13 protein-coding genes are annotated in these 22,788 nt (G+C 42.9%); 3 read left to right on the top strand and 10 right to left on the bottom strand.

The window, feature by feature from the left end; translation table 11 throughout:
* The first annotated feature begins 9 nt into the window (after positions 1-9).
* Positions 10-612, top strand: coding sequence for a DUF1517 domain-containing protein (locus tag RID53_RS25055; protein ID WP_446390676.1), 603 nt, complete (start codon positions 10-12; stop codon positions 610-612).
* 91 nt (positions 613-703) lie between these two features.
* Positions 704-832 (top strand): hypothetical protein, encoded by a 129-nt coding sequence (locus tag RID53_RS25050; protein ID WP_446390675.1) that lies wholly within the window; start codon positions 704-706, stop codon positions 830-832.
* A 112-nt stretch (positions 833-944) separates the two neighbouring features.
* Here the strand turns inward: RID53_RS25050 and RID53_RS25045 are convergent, their stop codons facing one another.
* From RID53_RS25045 to RID53_RS25005, 9 genes are all read right to left on the bottom strand, one after another.
* The gene (locus RID53_RS25045) at positions 945-3,869 is read right to left on the bottom strand and encodes a response regulator (RefSeq protein ID WP_446390674.1); all 2,925 of its coding nucleotides are present in this window, start codon (positions 3,867-3,869) and stop codon (positions 945-947) included.
* Between the two features lie 91 nt (positions 3,870-3,960).
* Complete coding sequence (locus RID53_RS25040) at positions 3,961-4,104, bottom strand: hypothetical protein (protein WP_446390673.1); 144 nt, start codon at positions 4,102-4,104, stop codon at positions 3,961-3,963.
* Complete coding sequence (locus RID53_RS25035; protein ID WP_446390672.1) at positions 4,067-5,251, bottom strand: SpoIIE family protein phosphatase; 1,185 nt, start codon at positions 5,249-5,251, stop codon at positions 4,067-4,069. Before RID53_RS25035 ends, RID53_RS25040 begins: the two co-directional genes overlap by 38 nt.
* 14 nt (positions 5,252-5,265) lie before the next feature.
* Complete coding sequence (locus RID53_RS25030) at positions 5,266-5,649, bottom strand: response regulator (RefSeq protein ID WP_446390834.1); 384 nt, start codon at positions 5,647-5,649, stop codon at positions 5,266-5,268.
* 389 nt (positions 5,650-6,038) lie between these two features.
* The gene (locus RID53_RS25025) at positions 6,039-11,513 is read right to left on the bottom strand and encodes a trifunctional serine/threonine-protein kinase/ATP-binding protein/sensor histidine kinase (RefSeq protein ID WP_446390671.1); all 5,475 of its coding nucleotides are present in this window, start codon (positions 11,511-11,513) and stop codon (positions 6,039-6,041) included.
* A gap of 120 nt (positions 11,514-11,633) precedes the next feature.
* The gene (locus RID53_RS25020; RefSeq protein WP_446390670.1) at positions 11,634-12,725 is read right to left on the bottom strand and encodes an amidohydrolase family protein; all 1,092 of its coding nucleotides are present in this window, start codon (positions 12,723-12,725) and stop codon (positions 11,634-11,636) included.
* Positions 12,726-12,923: 198 nt separating this feature from the next.
* A complete protein-coding gene (locus tag RID53_RS25015) occupies positions 12,924-13,484 on the bottom strand; it encodes a hypothetical protein (RefSeq protein ID WP_446390669.1) in 561 nt (186 codons plus the stop codon).
* Between the two features lie 181 nt (positions 13,485-13,665).
* Complete coding sequence (locus tag RID53_RS25010; RefSeq protein WP_446390668.1) at positions 13,666-15,954, bottom strand: TOMM precursor leader peptide-binding protein; 2,289 nt, start codon at positions 15,952-15,954, stop codon at positions 13,666-13,668.
* 84 nt (positions 15,955-16,038) lie between these two features.
* Positions 16,039-16,179 (bottom strand): hypothetical protein, encoded by a 141-nt coding sequence (locus RID53_RS25005; protein ID WP_446390667.1) that lies wholly within the window; start codon positions 16,177-16,179, stop codon positions 16,039-16,041.
* A 100-nt stretch (positions 16,180-16,279) separates the two neighbouring features.
* Between RID53_RS25005 and RID53_RS25000 the strand changes: the two genes are divergently transcribed.
* Positions 16,280-17,425: an Rpn family recombination-promoting nuclease/putative transposase gene (locus RID53_RS25000; RefSeq protein ID WP_446390833.1), complete on the top strand. Its 1,146-nt coding sequence runs from the start codon at positions 16,280-16,282 to the stop codon at positions 17,423-17,425.
* 215 nt (positions 17,426-17,640) lie between these two features.
* On the opposite strand, the gene RID53_RS24995 is transcribed toward RID53_RS25000, so the two are convergent.
* Entirely contained in the window at positions 17,641-22,722 is a 5,082-nt protein-coding gene (locus RID53_RS24995; protein ID WP_446390666.1) for a two-component regulator propeller domain-containing protein, read from the bottom strand.
* Between the last annotated feature and the right edge of the window lie 66 nt (positions 22,723-22,788).

The following is a 22,788-nucleotide window of genomic DNA, read 5'->3' as shown; positions in this document are numbered from 1 at the left end:
GAGCAGTCTATGAGTTCGTGGCGCGATCGCTTCAATAAACTGAGTGGTAAAACCCGACTGGTTGTCTGTCGGTTGTTTGTTCATTTAAGCGGTACAGAAGTCGCACCGTTATTGGGAGTGCTGAATCGGGCGGCGCGAGATGCGGTTGAATCCGACGGAGACTTAACTGTTCTCGGTGAAGGACTGGTGGATATTTGCCAGAACCTCTTACAGTACAATACCTATTGGCAATCGGCGGCGAATGAAGGGGATGTGTTTTGGGATGAAGGGGAAGCAGGGGATTATGTGAGTGAGTTATTTACTGATTCGGCTCAACGGTATTTGAGTGAGCCTGATTTCAATGGATATGCTTCAGAGGATGAATCGCTATCGTTACCCGTCACTCGTAATTTAATTGTGATGATTACTGTGGCGTTTGAAGGGGAAGTGCCGGAAATGGAAACTAATCTGGCAGATATAGAGGCACTAGAAGAGGGTCTCAAAGCGTTAATTAATCTCCATTATCAGGGATACTTGCGAGCGATCCAAGTTCACTTTTCTCCGGCTCAGTTTGGTGATGAATTGACTGATGAACAGCTATTGGTGAATTTTCCAGAACTGATTCCCCTGTAAGGCGGAAATCGGTTTTCTGTTTCTTTTAACTGGGTGGAGACGATTAAAGTTAACGGTTGAGATTAGATTATACATAAAGGCGGGTTTTGTTGTGCCGTTATTGGTGGAGAGGGCGGGTTTTGTTGTGCCGTTATTGGTGGAGAGGGCGGGTTTTGTTGTGCCGTTATTGGTGGAGAGGGCGGGTTTTGTTGTGCCGTTATTGGTGAATAGCTGTCTTTAGTCCCTAAACCCGCCCCTACAGTCCCTATAACCCGCCCCTACATTCCCTATAACCTGTCCCTACACTTCCTAATTCAGCCAGATGCTGTGAAAAGTAAGCCCTCTACTTAACGCTATTGTGGTCGTGTCCTTTTACAAAGTTTAATGTAATTAAGCGCCGCTCTATCGCGCCAATTAATTGCTATAATATGTTCAAATATTCTCAAAGCTACATCAATTTTATTTTGATTAAAATTAACGATTCCTGCTTCAAATGTGGTTTTAGTATTTTCTTTTAATTGGATGATATACTCCGGTTCCGCATCAAAAAATTCAAAGACTGGAACCAAGTTTTTTTTACCTTTAACCTGCACCTGACCGATAAATCGATAGTGATATTGACTTTGATCCTCTAAACAAAACAAAGTGTAACCACTAATTAAAATGGATGCCCCGTAGATTTTTGTCAAATCTTCTAAGCGTGATGCTAGGTTAACCGTATCAGAAATTACGGTAGTTTCCATGCGCTGCTGTTCCCCAATGGTTCCTAGCATTAAACTGCCTGTATGTAAGCCAATGCCAATGGTAATTGAAGGATACCCTGCTTTTTCGCGATCGCGGTTATAACGTGTCACCTGTTTCTGGATTTCAATCGCCGCTTTTAAGCCATCATCGGCAGTCTGGGGAAACAGTGCCATAATTGCGTCGCCAATGTATTTATCGATAAACCCCTGATGCTTACGGATAATTGGTCCCACTTGTTTTAAATAAGAATTGAGAAAGTTAAAATTCTCCTGGGGCGACATACTTTCTGATAGAGTCGTAAAATTGCGAATATCCGCAAACATAATCGACATATCCTGCTGCACCTGATCTCCCAAGCGCACATCCACAATGCTTTCATAGCCCAAAAAGCGGAGAAATTCTTGGGGAACAAAGCGCCCATAAGCACTATTGATTTTCGCCAGATAAAGATGGGTTTTGATCCGGGCAATCAATTCATGTTTAGAAATCGGTTTAGTTAAATAATCATTCGCGCCCACACTCAACCCTTCCACTAAATCTGAGACTTGTTCCTTCGCCGTCAACATAATAATTGGTACTTCAGTGGCTGGAAAGCGTTCGCGAATTTTTTGGCAGACTTCGTAGCCTGACATTTTGGGCATCATAATATCTAGAATCACCAGATCCGGTTTAAATCCCTGCTCGATTTTGGCTAAAGCCTCTATCCCACTGGTGGCTTGAACAATGGCATAATTTTGTACAGATAAGTGATTCGTCACTACCTGCAAATTAATCGGTTCGTCGTCTACCACTAAAATCGTGAACTCGCCCGTTTTAGACATCAGGGGCAACAGTTCACTGGGAAAAGAGTTACTATAGTCCCGTACTTTGGTAATATCCGTTCTATAGTCTGATGAAGATGCAATCGGTTGGAAACTGAGAGGAAGCGTGAAAATAAATCGTGAACCTTGACCCACTTCTGACTCAACGCGAATCCTACCGCCGTGAAGTTCAATCAGTTGTTTGGTAATACTTAATCCTAATCCTGTCCCCCTAGAGGAATGGGAAACCGAGGCGTTAAGTTGCTCAAAAGATTTAAAAATATCCTCGAATTTATCCAGGGAAATACCAATCCCCGTATCTGCCACCGTTATTTCTGCCATATTTTGCTGCTGGGTGGCTGACACGGTAATAGAACCTGATTCGGTAAACTTAATCGCATTGCCCACCAGATTATACATAACTTGTTGCAACCGATTCTCGTCGCCATCAATACCAGGAAAATCTGTGGGTATTTCATTGTTTAAGTCGATAGATTTGCCCTTAATCAGGGGGCGAGATAGGGTAAGCACCACTTCCGTGATTTGGCGAAAGTCCACTGATTTGCGGTGTAATTTGATATCTTGGTTTTTCAGTTTGGCAAAATCCAAAATATCATTAATGAGGCTGTTCAGGCGCTTCCCACTGGAAACAACCATTGCCAGATTCGCGATTTGCATCTCAGACAGGGAACCCGCCGCCCCATCGATGAGGGATTCAGTAATGCCAATAATGCCATTCAGGGGAGTCCGTAGTTCGTGGGAGGTATTGGCTAAAAACTCATCTTTGAGTTGGTCTAGGCGCTGCAACGCCGCATTCTGTTGTTCTAAGGCTTGGGTAAACTGAAGCCGTTCTGCTTCAGCTTGCTTGTGGAGACTGATATCTTGAAAAGCCGCGATCGCATAAACAATTTCACCCTGTTCATTATAGATGGGAGTTGCCCAGACTTCCAAGGGAATCACTTGATCCCCGCGATGAATTTCCAGATTATCCACAGTGACTCGTTCCCCCCATAAGGCTCGCACGATGGGGTTTTCCTCGGTGGGGTAGAGTTGATTAGTTCCGGCGACGTAGATTTGATAAACTTGGGACAATTCTTCAACCGTTGCACCCGGTATCATCTCTTTTCCGACAAGTTGTTGCGCCCGTTGGTTTGCATAGTGAGATTGACCCTCAGCATCAACGACAAATAAGCCTACGGGTACAGCTTCTAGAAATTGTGCCAACTGTCTCTCACTCGCCCGTAATGCCTCTTGGACGCGCTTGCGCTCAATCACTTCTTGGCGTAGATTTTCTAATAAGTCAGCTTGCGCTTGTTGTGCCAAACTCTCCTGCTGTTGTGCGGCTTTGAGCTGTTGCACATGGTTTAGGGTTTTATGGGTGGTAATCTCTAAATCTTGGAAATCGATAGGTTTAGTCAGGAAGTCAAACGCTCCCAGATTCATGGCTTTGCGGATATTTTCCATATCCCCATAGGCAGAAAGAATCACAGCTTTAGTGGTGGGATAATCTTGGGCGAGGTGTGTCAGCAAGGTTAACCCATCCATTTCGGGCATATTAATATCGGTTAAAACCATATCAATATGCGGTTGGGCGTGCAGTTTTCCCAAAGCATCTACACCATTCCGGGCGAAAATAAACAGGAGTTCCTGACGCCGAATTTTTTTTCTAAACTTCTGGCGAATTAGGACTTCTAAATCAGGTTCATCATCGACAACCAGTATTTTTGCTGGCATTGTTTTTGCCTGATAAGGATGGGCTGACTGTAGAGACGTGACCGTGGAACGTCTGGGAGATAGGGAACACCTCGACTCTATTCCCTATTCTCTATTCCCTGACCAATGACCAATGACCAATGACCAATGACCAATGACCAATGACCAATGACCAATGACCAATGACCAATGACCAATGACCAATGACCAATGACCAATCACTGCTGCTTAAGAATAAGTAAGGTGATATCATCATGAACTTTCTGGTTTCCAATATGCTGCCACACTTGGTCAATAACTGCCTGTTTAATCTCACAGGCTGACTTGTGCCAGTTGTTACTTAAGACTTGACACAGCCGTTCTAGCCCATATTGCACCCCATTAATATCTTCGGCTTCTGTAATCCCGTCGGTATAGAGGACAACTCCATCACCGGGATACAACTGTACGGTCGCTTCCGCCACAAAGTCGGCAATAGCCTCTGCCAAACCAATGGGGAAGCCTAAATCAATCGTATCAATTCGCTCAATCCTACCTTCAGAGCGTAGCACAATCATTTGCTCATGTTGTCCACTCACAGTTAGAGTTCCCTGATGATAGTCGATTAAGACCAGGCTTAAGTTCTTGTCGCAGCGCATCCGTTGTAGGTTGTGGTAAATCGTTTGGTTGAGGGTACTGAAAAAGTTAACGGTGTTGGTCTCATTATTGACCAGCAATGTCCGCACCGCCGTTTGTACCATCAGCATCAGGACACCACTGGCTAATCCGTGACCCGTGATATCGCCGATGCCAATTTTCACCCTGCCATTGTGTTGCAGTACGTCGTAATAGTCTCCCCCGACTTCATTGGCGGGTTGCATATACCCAGCGATATCGAGTCCCTGAATTTGATGTAGTTCTGTTTCTGTGGGTAACAGCATCTGTTGCAGTCGTCGGGTAATATCGAGTTCGGTGTTGAGGCGGAGGTTTTCGGCTTCTAAGCGCTTGAGATAGTTTTTTTGGGCTAAGGCTTGTTTGATTTGCTGGACATGGTTGAGGGTTTTGTAGGTGGTAATTTCTAAGTCTTGAAAATCAATGGGTTTGGTGAGAAAATCAAACGCGCCTAAGTTCATCGCCGCTCGAATATTGTTCATATCCCCATAAGCGGACAGGATCACGGTTTTAATCGCTGGATAGTCTGCTGCCAGTTTCATCAGCAAGGCTAACCCGTCCATTTGGGGCATATTAATATCGGTTAAAACCATATCAATATCAGAGTCAGCTTGTATCTTTTCTAGGGCGTCCACACCATTACAGGCAAAGCTAAACTGGAATTCTTTGCGCCGAATCTTTTTTCTGAATTTTTGACGGATTAGGGGTTCTATGTCGGGTTCATCATCGACAACCAGTATTTTGGCTGGCATTGGTTTTCAGTCGGCTAGGTTGTGGATAAATTAAAGATTTTTTCTTTGAGTTGGTCAAAGTCAACGGGTTTATGAATATAATCATCAGCTCCGTATTCTTGGGACAGGCGATAGTTTTCGTCGTCGCCGTAAGCGGTAATCATAAAAACTTTTAAGCTGGGAAATTGGGTTTTGATAGTTTTAAGTAATTCTAAGCCGTTGATTTCCGGCATATTAATATCGGACAGGATTAAGACCACACAATTTTCTTTTTTGCTTTCCATTTCCAGATAGTAGAGGGCTTCCTTGGCTGAGAACGCAAAGTGAAATTCAATTTTGTCCTGTCTAATCTCTTTTCTAAATCGTTGTCGAAACAACAACAGAACATCTTTTTCATCATCGACTACCATGACTTTTATCATTTTTCCCTTTCCTCTCAATTTATCAAGAGTGACATAAACTGTTAAGCATTTTCCCCCTCATCCCTTTTGAATCCCCCTCCCGTCCCCCTTTTGAATCCCCCTCCCGTCCCCCTATTAGATCCCCCTCCCGTCCCCCTTCAGATCCCCCTCCCGTCCCCCTTCAAAAGGGGGAAGCCAAAGGATGCTTCGCTTTTTTGGCACGGGGAAGCCAGCGGATGCTTCGCTTTTTTTGGCACGGGAGAAGGGGAACCGGATTCTCTTGCTCCCCTCTTGCTCCCCCCCAAGCTTGGGAGAGGGGCTGGGGGTGAGGGGTTGAGCTTAAGTTGACACTAATGTACAGCGGGTCGCCCCTACACTACACTGTTCAAGACGCGCCCTGGCTACTATTATTGCGGCAAAATAATCTTAAACTCGGTATATGTGCCTACTTCAGTTGCTACCTGAATCTCCCCTTGATGTTCTCCCACAATGATATCGTGACTAATGGATAATCCCAACCCTGTTCCTTGACCTGTGGGTTTGGTGGTAAAGAAGGGGTTGAATATTTTATCTCGAATGTCTGCTGGGATGCCATTACCGTTATCTCGGATACGGATTTCGACTTTATCGCCTAGATTTTTGGTGGTAACGGAGAGTGTGGGAGTAAAGTCTGTGTCAACGGATTTTTTCTTGTCATGGGCAGCATAACAGGCATTATTGATCACATTGAGAAAGACGCGACTGATATTTTGCGGCACAATATTAATTTGACCAAGGGTGGGGTCATAGTCGGTTTCAATGGTGATGTTGAATGAGGAGTCTTTAGCACGCATTCCGTGATATGCCAGATTTACATATTCAGATAGAAGTGCGTTGATATCGATGAGTTGGCGTTCGTTCCCTTGACCCCGTGAATGCATCAACATCCCGCGCACAATATTGTCGGCGCGTTTGCCATGTTCGTTGATTTTTTTTACGTTTTGTTCTAAGTCACTGAGAATTTCTTCGATGTATTCGGTGCTTTCCGGGTCTAATCGTTCTTTTTGACTGTCGAGTTCTTCTAAGAGTTCTTCGGTTAACTCAGCCGACAGTTCGGCGAAGTTATTGACAAAGTTTAAGGGATTTTTAATTTCATGGGCAATCCCGGCGGTTAATGCACCGAGGGAGGCGAGTTTCTCTTGGGCGATAATTTTATCTTGGGTGGCTTTGAGTTTTTTCAGGGTGGCGGAGAGTTCCTGATTTTTGTCTTGGAGTTCCTGGGTTCTTTCATCAACTTTAATTTCCAGGTTACGGCTGTAGGCTTCGAGTTGTTGGTAAAGGCGGGAATTTTCGATGGAGATAGCGGCTTGGGCGGATAGAATTTTTAAGGTTTCGACTCGTTCGGGTGTAAAGGCGTCGGTGGCGAGGTTATTTTCTAAGTAAAGAATACCTGTTAGTTTGCCTTGATTGAGGAGGGGGGTGCAGAGGATGGATTTGGGGTGAGTGGCGACGATATAGGAATCGCGGGTAAATTGTCCTTCATGGGTGGCGTCATTGAGGACAATATTTTCCTTGGTGTGGATGACGTAGTTGATGATAGCGGTTGACAGCAGGGGCAATTGGGTGTCAGGATCGACCGTATCTACAGGACGCGATCGCAAAATATTAACCGCTTCTGAATCCACGATACCTTCGGCTTCAATTACCCATTTCCCTGGCTCAGTCTCTGGCTCAATTTGGGATTGTAAAATTAGAAAGCCTTTTTGTGCGCCTGCATTCTCTATGGCAATATTCATCAGTTTCGCCAGTACCTTATCCAGCATAATTTCACTGGTGAGGGTTTGCGAGGCTTTCATCACCGTTGACAAATCTAACGCTTGAGCATCACGCCCCGATGTAGAGATTCGGGTGCTAATCCCTTTACTATCAGTTCGATGGGTTGCACCAACTAAAATTTGCGGATATTCTGCTTCCAAGGCTTTGACTTTAGCTTTAGCACCCCAGCGCGTGTAGCAGTGGTGGGCGTTTTTTAGGTAGAATTTACCGATTTCGTCTCTACCGAGGGAGAAATAAAACTCCGCCGCCCGTTCGTAAGCGATGGCTTCTTCGTGGATGAACCCTTGCTCTCTCGCCCCACGAATCGCGGAATCATAATGTTCCATGGCTGGGATTTGTTGACCCAAAACCCGCGCTTTTTCCGCTTCCACGAGTTCATATTTATGTTGATGATTTTCTGGGCAATGAGCTGCCCATTTTTTCAGACGCTTTTGATTTATATTAGTTTTATTAATTAACTGTTTTTTCTCTAAACTCTGGTCTTTAAAGTATAACCCTAAATTGCCTATTGACTCATAAAAATTAAGCTGAACGAGGGCTATCATTCCAGCAGCAGAACTGGCGTAGGATTGACCTAATCTAATATGTTCAATGACCTGCTGATAATGTTTGAATAAAAAAGACAATAGTGCTTTGTTAGCATACAAGTGACACAATGTACAGTAATTTTTTCCTTCTATTAATTTAGGAATAGATTGAGTTTCATTAAAAGCTTTGCCAATTAAATTGAATTGCTCTATAGGGGGATTGAGTAAATTCAATACAGTTTGATGAAAAACCTGGGAATATTGTATAGAATATACCAGCTTTAATTTGAGCATTAATTCAGTATACTTTGCGGTCTGTTGTTCTACGTCATCCAAATTCTTGCCAATAAAGAATAGATTGGCGCAATAGGAATTTGCAGCCATGCCAGCATACTCCAAATCCCCATGTTCTAATCCGGTATTTAATCCCTCTCGTAACGGTTCTATGGTAGTTTTAGTATGTTCTTTCCAATGTTTAATCTGAGTATTATAGATCAAGGGAACTCTTGCTGTAAATTGTTGGGCATTAAACTTTTCCAGTAACTGCAAAGACAATTGACCAAAATGATAAGCATCTTCTTTATAACCTTCAATTCCAGATAGATACAGAGCATAGTTAATATAACCCCCCACAGCTAAACTAGAATTTCCATACTTGATACAGAGAGTCACTAAACTATGAGCAACCATCGCAAACAAGGGTGGATTAGTAATATAAGTAGGTGAAGCGATCGCGAGTAAGATTCTCATTGCTGCCAGTTTATCAGCAGCCGTCATTTCGGGTAGATTAGCTAAGTCTTTAATCCGTTTATCGCCTAAAAGTAACTTGAATGCATTATGTTCTTTTTTTATTCGCCTTTGGCTTGGTTGTTGGGGCAAAACTATTCCCAATTTCGCTAAAATCTCAAGTCCCGTATCTATCGCTGACTGGAACTGTAGTTGCGAGTAGTAGGATTGAAGCTTTATTTCATACACTTTAGCTTGATCAATCAGCGTTTTAGTATGTTTTAGAACAACCGCAGAAAGCTTGTGTGCTTGCTCAAATTGGGTACAGAGGTATTGGGATTTAATCGTTTCTATATGCAGTTCCAGGGTTAAGTCATACTGACGTTCCCAGGCATCTGATGAGAGGATATCTAACCCTATCGTTAAGTACCTAACAGCCGATTCATAAGCTGTTGCTTCTCTGGCTTTCTTCCCAGCCATCAGATTTAATTGAGCCAACTCATCTCTATCTGACTGCTCGTTAATTAATTCGGCTCCAATATTTAACTGGTTAACAATGGCAAAAATATTTTCATCGAGTTCATTTTCTTTGACGTTCGCTAGCAATAATTGACCAATTTTGACATGAACTTCTTTTTTATGGTTATCGGGAATCAGAGCATAAGCCGCTTGTTGAACTCGGTCATGCAAAAATTTATAAAAGATAGAATGTTTCTGAGCCGAAAAGAGAGAGTGGGCTGGTTTTCCAGAGTCAATTAACTCGCTTTCTTTCTGCCAAAGCAGGGGTATTTTGTAATCATCACTTAACGGAATAATTAACCCTTCTTGTATGGCTGACCACAGATCGTTAGCCGTATTTGACAACGATTTGGAGTTGACGACGGAGAGAACATCTAAATTAAATCGGTTGCCCATACAGGCTGCCAATTTTAATACAGTTTGGGTTGGCTCATCTAATCGTTTAATTTTACTGACCATTAGTTCAACAACATTATCAGTTATTTCTACAGTTTGAATCTGATTAATATTCCACTGCCATGATCCCGTATTTGAATCGAATAAAAATATATTTCTTTGATATAAATTTTCAAGTAATTGAGTCAAAAAAAACGGGTTGCCATTAGTCTTATTTAAAAGTAAATTAGCTAAAGGTTTAGCTGCATCTTGCGAAGAGTGTAACGTATCAGAAATTAATTGCTTAACACAGTCTATTGTTAAAGGCTTAAGAGTAATAGTATTCACATTTATATTATGAGTCTCAATTTCCTCTAAGGTGAACATCAAAGGATGTGTGGCGCTGACTTCATTATCTCGATATGCCCCAATTATGAGTAAATATTGGATATCGGGTTCAGTCATTAACAACTGAATTAACTTTAAAGAAGCAGAATCTGCCCACTGTAAATCGTCCATAAAAATAACTAAAGGATGTTCTTTTTTAGTGAAAACACCAATAAAATTTTTAAAGACTAAATTAAATCTATTTTGGGACTCAGTTGAACCGAGTTGCGGCACGGGTGGCTGTTTACCAATAATTATTTCGACTTCAGGAATAACATCAGTAATCACCTTCCCATTGCTTCCCAGTGCGGCTAGCAGTTCTTGCCTCCAAGCTTGCAGACGCGCTTCACTTTCTGTCAACAAGTGCCGCATCAATTCTTGGAAAGCCTGAATTATAGAAGCATAGGGAATATTCCGCTTAAACTGATCAAATTTACCGGAAATAAAATACCCATGCTGTCGCACGATAGGTTTATGAATTTCATTCACTAATGCTGACTTTCCAACACCTGAATAGCCCGCCACAAGCATCATTTGACTTGTGCCTTGGCTCACTTGATTAAAGGTTGCTATCAGTTTCTTGATTTCTGTTTCCCTACCATAGAGTTTTTGCGGGATTTTAAACTGATCTGAAATATCTTGCTGACCGAGAGTGAACTCTAAAATCTCACCTTGAGTTTGTAATTGACTTAAACAGCTTTCTAAATCGGCTTTTAGTCCCCAAGTACTTTGATAGCGATCCTCTGCCGTTTTTGCCATCAGTTTCATGACGATATCAGAAACCGTCTTAGGAATCTCGTTGATCCCCCTATTCTTGAGTTCATTTGCTCCTCCTCTCAAGCGATGAGGTGGAATCGGTTGTTTAGCGATATGACAATGCACCAACTCCATCGCATCAGTCGTTTTAAATGGAAGTTGATAGGTGAGAAGTTCGTAGAATGTAACCCCCAGAGAATAGAAATCAGTTCGATAATCAATCACTCGATTCATTCTGCCTGTTTGCTCTGGGGAAATATAGGCTAACGTGCCTTCCAGATGATCCGGATTACGAACGGCTGGATTCTCCCGCGATAAAACAGAAGACATTCCAAAATCAATGATTTTTAATTGTCCAGTTTTTGGGTTATAAACAATATTTGATGGATTAATATCTTTGTGGATGATATTGGCAGCATGAATTCCGCCCAAGCCTTCGGTTATTTTTAGAGCAATATCGAGACATTCTTTCAGATTAAACTGGCACTCGGTCATCCATTTCCTTAAAGATTCTCCCCCAAAATCTTCCAATAGCATGATCAAGCTATTTTGATATCGCTGTAAGTTGTATGCTTTAACCACACCTTCCAGATTTAAGGAACGGGTTATTTCATATTCTTGCTTGTATCGATTGAGTTCTGCTGGAGTGGGATAGTCTTCTTTAAGAATCTTAAGAATAATGGGTTGATGATTTTTGGGAAGAATCGCTCGATAGACTAATGAATTATTGCTTTCGTATATTTTGGCAAGAATTTGATAGTCAGTCGTGAAGTTCATTTTTTTTAACAGAAGTAAGTGTTATTCAGTTGGACTGTTATTTTAGGGTTTTCTATATTGCCAAATACATGGTCGTGCTTTTTTCTCTTTTAGCCATAATTGAGTGAATAACTAAAATAGCTACAATCCATAAAAACGAACAGGGTTATGCCAAAGAATCTTTCGCACCGTTTCCTCACCCAGTTGTTCCTGAAGTGCCACGGCTCTTGTCACAATATCCTGCTTGTGATCCATGTGAGGATAGTCAGAACCAAAGAGCAAGTTATCAACGCCAATATCCTGAATAACCCGATCCAGATAAGGCTCAGAAGGCTCTATCGTGATAAAGCACTGGCGACGGAAGTACTCGGACGGCTTCATTGTAACGTTATTCTTCACTTCCCAACCTAACTCCTCATACTCTTCATCCAGACGCCACAGCCAATAGAGTAACCAACCACAGCCAGATTCGAGAAAGCCAACTCTCAGGTTAGGGTGACGCTCTAACACCCCCCCTTCAATCAGCGCTAACAATGCCATCATCTGTTCCATTGGATGAGAGCAGGCGTGCATCCCAAAACGGGTGTTAAACCGATCCGCGCCAGTGGTTGGTAAACGACTGTGACTGCCACTTTCATGAATCCCCACAGCTACCCCTAGCGCTTCGCACTCCGTCCAAAATGGCTCGTAGGTGGGGTCACTCAGTAGTCGCCCCTGAACGGGGTTGGAGCGCAAGAAGACAGCATTCCAACCAAAGGCGACAACTCGATGCAATTCAGGGATCATCTCTTCGGGATCGTGTAAATTGATTGCTCCCACCCCTTTGAGAATTTGCGGGTTATAGCTACAAAAGTCATGTAACCAATTATTATAGGCTCTGGTAAATGCTCCAGCCAGTTGCGGTGTCATGCTATCGATTCCCATCACCCACAATCCCAGGCTGGGATAGAGAAATGAGATATCAACTCCCATCTGCATCATTGCTCTAACTTGAGATTCTGAGTCAAAACCATTAGGTATGCCCAATGTCGGGTGATTGCGTCCGATATTTTTCACCGCATAGTTGTGAACGTCATTAGAAATTTTGCGGTAAATTTTTTCACCCTGAATTGTTATATCTGGTGGTGGTGTCAGGGCAAACTGCTTTAACCCAGGTTCTAGGTAATTTTGCCAAAGGTCTTGCGGCTCAAATACATGAGCATCTGCATCAATAATTTGATATCCGTTAATCATAATTTTTAAGTCTTGGCTTGGCGGCGATACAGTTACGGTTTTGGAATCCCCCCTCTAAAATGGGATGCTGATAATGCGAAATCCCCCATCCTTTGGGCGGGGGATTCGTTGGAGAAAATACAGAGATTTACACGCTTACCACTTTCATGACTAAGTGTAGAGAGTTTGAACTCTAGGTAAATTTTCCGCCGTGTTGTATTAGCAAGATGTCAGTGGGATATAGGGGTAAGGAGGAAAGGGATTTTTGATTAAACCGTCCTCTTCTTCTATGCTTGCCGTTGTCCATTCTTCTATTTGTTCGTAAGTGACCGTAAACTCTCCGAGGGCAGGGCGTGGAGGATAAGGCAAGATCAGTGTAAAGTAAGGAGGTGTCTGTGATATAACAGCTTGTGCATTCTCCAATAATTTACCTTCAAAGGAATTCCAACTAATTTTTAATTCATATAATTCTATTTCTTCGTCAGTAAAAATAGGCTGTTTCCACAAGTTTGGTTTCTTTCCAGTCAACAACTGCCTCAATTCTGAATCATCATGACCTGTAGCTTGGGTGAATATCTCCCTGATCTGTTTGGCTTGGTCACCATTTAACCATGAGGTAGCAATAAGTTGGGATAGTAATCTACATTTTCTCAGTAACTGGTTGGCAAATGTCTCGTAGTCACAAGGATGTTTTTTGGGGGGTGGGCAAGGTTGGGATTTAGCAGGACTAGATTTTGATTGATGCCATTGCCTTAAGGCTGTTACGTCCCAGTCTTTCATCAGTTAGACTCTCCAATTGTATTGTCGTGGATTCCGCAAATCGTAAACGTGATTAAATGCACTATATTTATTTTTTAACGAATATTATTAACTCCACTGGCGGAAAATTCAATGGTTGTACATCATTCTTAATAAACCAAGTGGATCATTTTTCAGGATGGGTTATAACCAATCTATGGGATCACATCCACATCGGGAATGGATTGAGTTGATTTTCCGGAAGCGGCGCTTTCAGCCACCCCAATTCTACCGGAACCTGATATAACCGTCCCGAACCCAGCCGTTTCCAGAAGTGGCGCATTCCGGGAACAATCACCTTGACAACCTTGAGTCCAATATCAGGACGAGTCTGATCCAGCACCAGCAATTCCATCCCCCGATTTTTAACGATTTGCTGACAGCGAATCACATCATCTTTGAGGTCATCACTCCACACTTGCGGATAATCGGACTGTACCTTTACCGCCCTAGTCTCATCCGCAACTAAATAAGGCTGATTCGCCACCGTTGCCATTTTCCACCAGTCCAGCGCCATCGGATCAGCCCCAGGATTATACAATGTACTGCCATCAGCATTTGCCCTTAACACGGAAGGGAGAATCTGATTCACCTCCGTCAACGCCCGTTGAATGGCAATTTTCGGGTCAAAATGAGCGCCGTACCCTAAAATGATATCTTCCACCGCGCGATCGCATCGCCGACTAATCGCCGCAAATACGGGAATATTCAAATCACTGGTAATATCCAGCACCCAGAGTTCCCGATGCAGGCTTTGGTAATACTCGTTTAATTGATAAAAATAGGGGTCATCAAAACTCTCTAAGTCAACCTTGGGGCGTTGAATCCGGTTATACCACCATAACGCCACACTATCCCGTTCCACCAATTCCATAAACCCTTGCAGGATCGCTTCTTCCAGCGTATTTCCCGCCGCACACCCATTAGAATCTGCCCAACAATCCGCTGTTTCGACTTGGGGATAGCCATAATAACAATACGCTGTAGGCAGATATTTAAACCCTTGCTCCGTTAACGACCAAACTGGTGTCCATTCTCGCTCTCGTTCCTCATCAAAAGGTTCGGGAACCTTTTGAAACCACCCCGCACATTTACTATTCCATTCCTGACGAGTTTCATATTGACTCGAGCTAAAATTCATACAACGATTCGGATGAATCACGCGATCGCCTAGCGTTTGATAACTCCCTGTTTCCCGAATTTCGTCCCCCTGAAACACCCCAGAATAGCGTTCAATCGCCTCACAAAACCCACTCGCTTTGGCTTGAGCATCGGTGCGACCTTTTCCCGCACTGCGACCGCCAAGATTTTGGCGTAAGGTGTTGAGATCATCAAACAAGGTAGCAAAATGATGCTTGGCGAGATAAGTATGAGTTAAATGATTGACCCCTGTCTCTAACCGAGTCAATTCTCGCACAACACCCGTAATCGGACTCAGGTGATGATGATAACTTTTCAGGGTTTCTTCCGGTGAACAATAACGATGTCCGCCATCGGTGGTAAAACGCTTCTTTCGGTGTCCCAGAATAATCGGTAAAGGGTTACGGTTCAACTGCTGATTCAATCCACAACTGGGACATTGCGGACGCTTCACTAAACGATGATTTCGGGTGTCTAAAGATAAGGTATCGTGAGTCACCAGAACCCCGGTTAACCGTTGATTTTCGCCCTGAACAATCCATTTAAAGAGTTCCGTTGCAGCCATTCCCCAAGCCGTTTGGACGCTAGCCGGAAAAGAGGTTAAAGGAATCGGTATCGGTGTAGAACAGTTTTGCTGGTTTTGAATAAAGCGTTCTATGGGTCTGTTATCCCGTAAGCGCTGCGCTAAACAGTGCCAGCAGCCCGTTTTCCCTGGCTGAATAATCGGTCCAATCCAAACCATCGTTCCCACGGGTTTAACCAGCATCCAGGGGCGCTGAGATTGTAAAGCGTTTTGATTAAATGCGTCTAAATCAACGTGTAAATAGTCATCGGTTAAGACGACATCAATCTCTCCCTGATCCGCCACTTGAATCTGTAGGGATTCCAGCGTCGATAGGAACTCAGAACTGGCTAGAGAACCAAAACAGCTTACGGCTACTTTTGTCCTTTGTAATCGCTGGTACGCCTGCTGAACCTCAACATTTAGCATCTCACAGAAGCTGGCTAAATGATCGGGCAATAGAGACTCACTTTCAACAATATACCCCTTCTGTTCCATCTGCATCAGGGCGTGTCGCGCCATGACGCTAGTATTAAGCATCTCTTGAAATGAAATCGTTTCTGTCGGTAGATCCTGGAGAACTTGATCAATAATGTCCTCAACCGTATGATGCCCATCGATTAACGGGACTAATTGTTGATAGAGATGGCGATTGAGTTGAATCGAACCTCGCTCTGACAACAAAAATACTGTTTCTGGTTCAACCGTTTCCACCTGAAAGCACTGTTTAAATCGAGGCTGATTGATCATCGTTATCAAAGATAAAGGCGGCTCTTAATGATTTGAGTATAAACCCAAAACTAGCCACAATTGATCATAGAGATTGTCAGGATTCTATTTAGCGATCGCCTCTGACACTCTTGTTTTTCCCCCACTCTCACCACAACCAGAGTTCACCGCCTGACGGAGTGCGATCGCGCCAGCGTGTCTGATAGGACGTATCGCGCTCTTCTCCCCTAGCTTGGCTCTAACCATATTTACGTCATTTTGTCAATCTAGCCATTATATAAATTTGGGATGAGAGAGGTTGGCATAGTAGCCCTGATTAACGATGTCACCTTTACCCAAGGAGAACGTGAAAACTGACACTATCTTCTATAGCCTGTTTAAAGAGTTTCCCAGTATCTTCTTTGAACTGATTAACCAGCCAACCGAACAAGCCGCCACTTATGAATTCACTTCCCGTGAAATCAAACAACTGTCATTTCGACTCGATGGTTTATTCTTACCCAAAAACCAAACCAGAAACCAACCCTTCTACGTCGTCGAAGTTCAATTTCAACTCGATGAAGATTTATACTATCGTTTATTTGCGGAACTCTTTATCTTCTTAAGGCAATACAAACCCCCCTATCCTTGGCGGGTTGTCGTCATTTATCCCACTCGCCGGATTGAAAGAGAACAACCATTACAATTTCAGGAACTCTTGACGAGAGTGCAACGCATTTACTTAGATCAGTTAGGGGAATCAGGATCAGATTCCCTGGGCGTAAGAATTGTTAAGCTAGTCATTGAGAATCAACAGACAGCACCTGAATTAGCAAGGCGGTTAATCGACGAAGCTCAAACTCAGATAGCTGATGCAACCACAAAACGGGACTTGATCGATTTAATCGAAACAATAATCGTGTACAAATTACCCCAAAAAAGCCGGGAGGAAATAGAAGCCATGTTAGGTTTAAGTGAACTCAAACAAACCAAAGTGTATCAGGAAGCCAAACAAGAAGGTTTAGAAGAAGGCTTAGTCGAAGGGAAACAGCAAGGTTTGACAGAAGGTCAACTCAAAGCCAAGTTAGAAGCCATACCACGTATGATCCAGTTGGGTTTGAGTTTGGAGATGATTGCTGAGGGGTTAGACCTGCCACTGGAAGTCGTCCAACAGGCTTGCCAGTTATTTGATCAACAGAATGTTCTGGCATTTATTCAACTATTAAATCATCAACGTGAACTGTTCTCCCCAGAAGACTTAGCTGACTTGGCTTTTTTGATTCAACCCTTACCCGATAAACTAGAAGACTTAGCCAATGCGATCGCGCAGTGGTGCAAGCAGGAGGAACATACTGCACCATATAAGGCTTGGCGTCAAATCCTCTCTGACTTATTGAGTGCGACGGTAGAGAACCTGTTGATGATAAACCTTAACACCCTGGAACCTTCAGCCTCTCCCGTCACCAAAGCCATGGTGCAGAATGCGATTGAACCAGGAGAATCTTCGGATTGAACGATCGCCAAAAGAAGATAGGAGTGCGAACCCATCACCCCTAATAAAAATATAGGGGTTTGGGAACCATCCGTGTCAACTTAAGCTCAACCCCTCACCCCCAGCCCCTCTCCCACGCCGGGGAGAGGGGAGCAAGAGCATCCGATCCCCCTTCTCCCGTGCAACAAAAGCGAAGCATCCTCTGTAAGTTAATACCAATGTTGGTTCCCAAGCCCCTACTCTTGTAACCCTTGACAGCGCTGGATATAGAAATGAGCCGCTTGATCCTGTGGGTTGATTTGGCTGATTTCTGTAAAGCGTTGAGACGCTAATGAGAATTGTCTCTGGTGATACAAGATAACCCCTTGTTCAAACTTTTGCTTCGTTTGCTGCTTTAACCTGCGGCTATCAATCGGATCAGTCTCAAACACCTCAAAGATAGGCACTAAATCCTTTTTGCCTTTAACTTGAACTTGACCTATAAATCGATACTCATACTGGTTAGGATCATCCAAGTCAAATAATGTATGTCCACTCACCAAAATCGCCGCCCCATAGACTTTAGTTAAGTCTTCCAGCCGGGAGGCTAGGTTCACCGTATCAGAAATTACTGTACTTTCCATCCGTTGTTTTTCCCCAATCGTTCCTAACATCAAACTTCCCGTATTTAAGCCAATACCAATAGTTACTGGCAGATATCCAGCATTTTGGCGATCGCGATTATACTGTGTCACCTCCTGTTGCATCTCAATCGCAGCTTGCAAAGCGTCATCAGGGGTATGAGGAAACAATGCCATCACGGCATCGCCAATATATTTATCAATAAAACCTTGATGCTGGCGAATCACCGGACCCACTCGTTTTAAATACGCATTAATAAAATTAAAGTTTTGCTTGGGAGACATTTGCTCCGACAACGTGGTAAAGTTACGAATATCCGCAAACAAAACCGACATCTCCTGCTGCACCTGATCCCCTAACTGGACATCAATAATACTTTCACGTCCCAGAAAGCGGAGGAATTCATGGGGAACAAACCGACTATAGGCACTATTGATTTTCGATAACCGAAGATGAGTTTTAATCCGTGCCAGCAATTCATTTTTCAGCACAGGTTTAGTCACATAATCATTCGCCCCCACCTCTAAACCAGCCACCAAATCAGACACCTGATTTTTCGCCGTTAACATCACAATCGGCATTTCTGACGCTGAAAACTGCTGGCGAATCATGCGGCAAACCTGATACCCTGACATTTTGGGCATCATCAAATCCAGGAGAATTAAATCGGGTCTTAACCCCTTTTGAATCTGATCTAAGGCTTCCATCCCATTGATGGCGCGAATAATCCGATAGTTTTGTACCGAAAGGTGATTAGTCACGACTTGCAGATTAATCGGTTCATCATCAACGACTAAAATGATTAATTTTTGATTAGACGCGATCGTTGTTTCTTCCGGTGATGGTGTCGGAAGTTGGATCGGATTGGGTCGTACTTTGCTGATAAATTGGCTAATACTCAAGGAAGGTTCTGGAGACTTGCTACTCATGGGTAGAGTAAAGACAAATTGAGACCCCTGTCCCCGTTCAGACTCAACTCGGATAGTACCGCCATGGAGTTCGACTAATTGTTTAGTAATACTCAATCCTAAACCCGTGCCACTATAAGATCGGGAGGGGGAGGTATCAACCTGTTCAAAGGATTTGAAAATATCCTCAAATTTATCCTCTGGAATCCCAATTCCTGTATCCGCAACGGTGACTTCAATCTGGTTATTCTTCACCTGGGCGGATACGGTAACTGACCCGGATTCAGTAAACTTAATTGCATTCCCGACTAAGTTATACATAATCTGTTGCAAGCGATTTTCATCCCCATCAACAGCAGGTAAATTAGCCGGAACCTGGTTTCGTAGATGTAAGGATTTACCCGTAACTAAAGGTTGACAAAGAGTCAGAACCACGTCAGTAATTTGCTGAAAATCCACGGGTTGGCGTTGCAGTTCGATATCTTGGTTTTTCAGTTTAGAGAAATCCAGAAGATCATTAACCAAACTGGAGAGGCGCTTCCCACTAGAGACAATCATCGCCAAGTTCGCGATTTGCACCTCAGACAGCGCCCCGGCTGCACCATCGATTAAGGATTCAGCAATACCAATAATCCCATTCAGAGGCGTGCGGAGTTCATGGGAGGTATTGGCGAGAAATTCGTCCTTAAGTTGGTCGAGGCGTTGCAGGGCGGCGTTTTTGGCTTCCAGGGCTTGGGTAAACTGAAGGCGATCGCGTTCGGCTTGTTTGCGTTGGGTGATATCTTGAAACGCCGTGATCGCATAAATAATGTTCCCCTGATTATCATAAATGGGTGTCCCCCAAGCTTCTAAGGGAACAACCCGATCCGGTTGATGAACTTCTACATCATCAATGATGGTTTTTTCTCCCCGCAACGCCCGAACTAAGGGCAAATTTTCTGTCGGATATAACTGATCTGTCCCCGCAATATAAACCTGATAAGCTTGGGATAAATTCTCAATGAACCCGTCTTTTGGAGCATCTAACCCATGTAATTTTAACCCAGTTTTATTCACATAAACCCATTTTCCTATGGCGTCAATCACACCAATTCCCACGGGAATGGCTTCCAAAATTTGATTCAGTTTTCTTTCATTTTCTCGCAGCAGTGCCGTTTCTCGTTTCTGCGCCCTGATTCTCCACTGCACATAGCCAAAAACTGTACTCACCAACGCCAAAACATACAAGGTGTAAGCCCATCCCGTTTCCCAGGGAGGTGGCGAAATAATAATCTGAATCGATGTCCCTTGTTCGTTCCACACTCCATCATTATTTGACCCTTTCACCCGAAACGTATAGGTTCCACCATCGAGGTTAGTATAAGTGGCATAACGTCTTGTTCCAGCCTGAATCCAGTCTTGATCAAAACCTTCTAGTTTGTAGGCGTACTGATTTTTCTCGGGTATTGTATAGTTTAAGGCGGCGAACTCCAAGGAAAACACATAATCTTTATAAGATAGTTTCAGTTCTTGAATCTGTGATATATTTTTATCTAACTTAATATCTTGGTTGAGTTTTTTAAACTCTGTAATCACAATGGAAGGAATATAGGGATTATCTTTTACTTGGTCTGGGTAAAATACATTGAAGCCATTTACGCCGCCAAAAAACATTTCCCCGGTTTGACTACGATAATAAGCTCCCGCATTAAACTCATTACTCTGAAGTCCATCCCTAACATCATAATTTTTAAAGGTTTCCGTTTTTGGATTAAACTTGGACAACCCCTTATTCGTACTTAACCAAAGATTGCCGTCATCATCGCCAAGGATGCCATAAACCACATCATTGGCAAGACCATCTTTTTCAGAGTAATGAGAAAATGACTCGGTGTCGGGGTCGAACTTATTAAGTCCACCACCAAATGTACCCAACCAAAGAATTCCCGACTGATCTTCATAAATGGACAAGACACTGTTATTACTCAAACTATTCGGGTCTTGGCTATATTGGTAACGGGTAAATTGCTGAGTTTTGCGGTCAAATTTATTGAGTCCACCGTTATGGGTAGCAATCCAAAATCGACCCTCTTTATCTTCGTAAAGTTGCCAAATGTTGTTATCACTCAAACTTTGGGGATTATCCGGTTGATTTCGATAAGCGGTAAATTGCCCAGTTTCACGGTCAAATTTATTTAATCCACCCCCAAATGTGCCAATCCAAAAATTTCCTTGTCTATCTTCATAGATGGACATCACTGCATCGTTGCTTAAACTTGTAGGATTATCAACGTCATGGTAATAATGGATAAATGCCTGGGTTGCACGGTTAAATTTGTTGAGTCCACCACCAAACGTACCGACCCAAAGTGTTCCTCCCTTATCTTCGTAAATAGACCAGACAGCATTGTCACTTAAACTGGTTGGAGTATCGGGTTCATGTTTATAGTGTGTAAATTCTCCAGTTTGACGATCTAATTTCTCAAGGACTCCACCAAATGTACCTATCCATACTGTGCCAGATGAATCTTCATAAATGGACATTACCGATGTATTCTCACTCAAACTATTGGAGTTACCGGGTTCGTGAGTATAGTGGATAAATTTGCGCTTTTTCCGATCAACTTTGTTGACTCCTCCACTAAAAGTGCCAAACCAAATAATTCCAGAATTATCTTCATAAATAGACAAGCAAGTATTATCACTGAAGCTTGTGGATTTTGCTGGATTGTTGGTATAACTCGTAAATGTTTCAGTTTCTCGATCGAATGTATTAACTCCTTTCCCACCCGACGTTCCCAACCAGCTACCCGTTCCAATCCACATCACTCCTGATTGGTCTTCATAAATTTGACCCACTGTATTACTACTAAGACTATCAGGGTTAGTTGGCTCGTATCTATAGTGAATAAATTGTCCCATTTCCTCGTCAAATTTATTGAGTCCACCCCCTTCCGTGCCAATCCAGATTGTACCTGATTGGTCTTCATAAATTGATAAAATATGATTATCACTTAAACTTGAAGGATTACCTGGTTCATTTTGATAATGCTTAAATTGCTGGCTTTCTCTATCAAATTGATTTAAGCCACCACCATTGGTTCCTACCCAAAGCGTCCCCTGTTTATCTGCATAGAGTGAAGTCACCGTATTGTTACTCAAACTATGAGGATTAGCTGGGTCATGGCTGTAGTGAATAAACTGCTCTGTTTCCCTATCAAATTTGTTAAGTCCGCCCCCTTCCGTGCCAATCCAGAGTATACCCGATTGGTCTTCATAAATTGATAAAATATGATTTTGGCTTAAGCTATTGGGATGATTGGGATCATACTGGTAATGAGTAAATGTTTCGTCTACTTTGTTAAATTTATTGAGTCCTCCATTCTTAGTTCCGATCCAAAGAGTTTCTAAATGATCTTTATAAATTGTCGTGACGAAATTGTCAGATAGTGAAGAGTGATCAAGAGAATTGTGTTTATAAAGCTTAAATTGATAACCATCATACTGGTTCAAACCATCGGGAGTAGCAAACCACATAAATCCTTGACGGTCTTGTAAAATAGAAAAGACTGTACTGGCAGATAGTCCATCCTCAATAGTCAGTCGATCAAACTGAATATTAGACGGTTGAGCCAAGGCATTAGTGGCTAAACTCAGGCTCATCAGGACTACTAAAAATAGTATTTTAATTCCTGAAATAATTTTAGAATTAACTCGCCAATCAGTTGTTCGGATGCGTCTGTGGTTAAACCATGTCCAGAAATGTAAGCTCGATTCACAGGTCATATCATATCCGGTTGATTTGAGCATCTATCATATCTCACATTATTTAGCTCAAATCATTACCATTCTACGTCCCTCTCTAACTAAGCGATG

This window comes from Coleofasciculus sp. B1-GNL1-01 (genome assembly GCF_040220235.1).
In the GTDB taxonomy this organism is placed as follows: Bacteria; Cyanobacteriota; Cyanobacteriia; order Cyanobacteriales; family Coleofasciculaceae; genus Coleofasciculus.
This window is presented reverse-complemented; position numbering and strand designations above follow the sequence as displayed.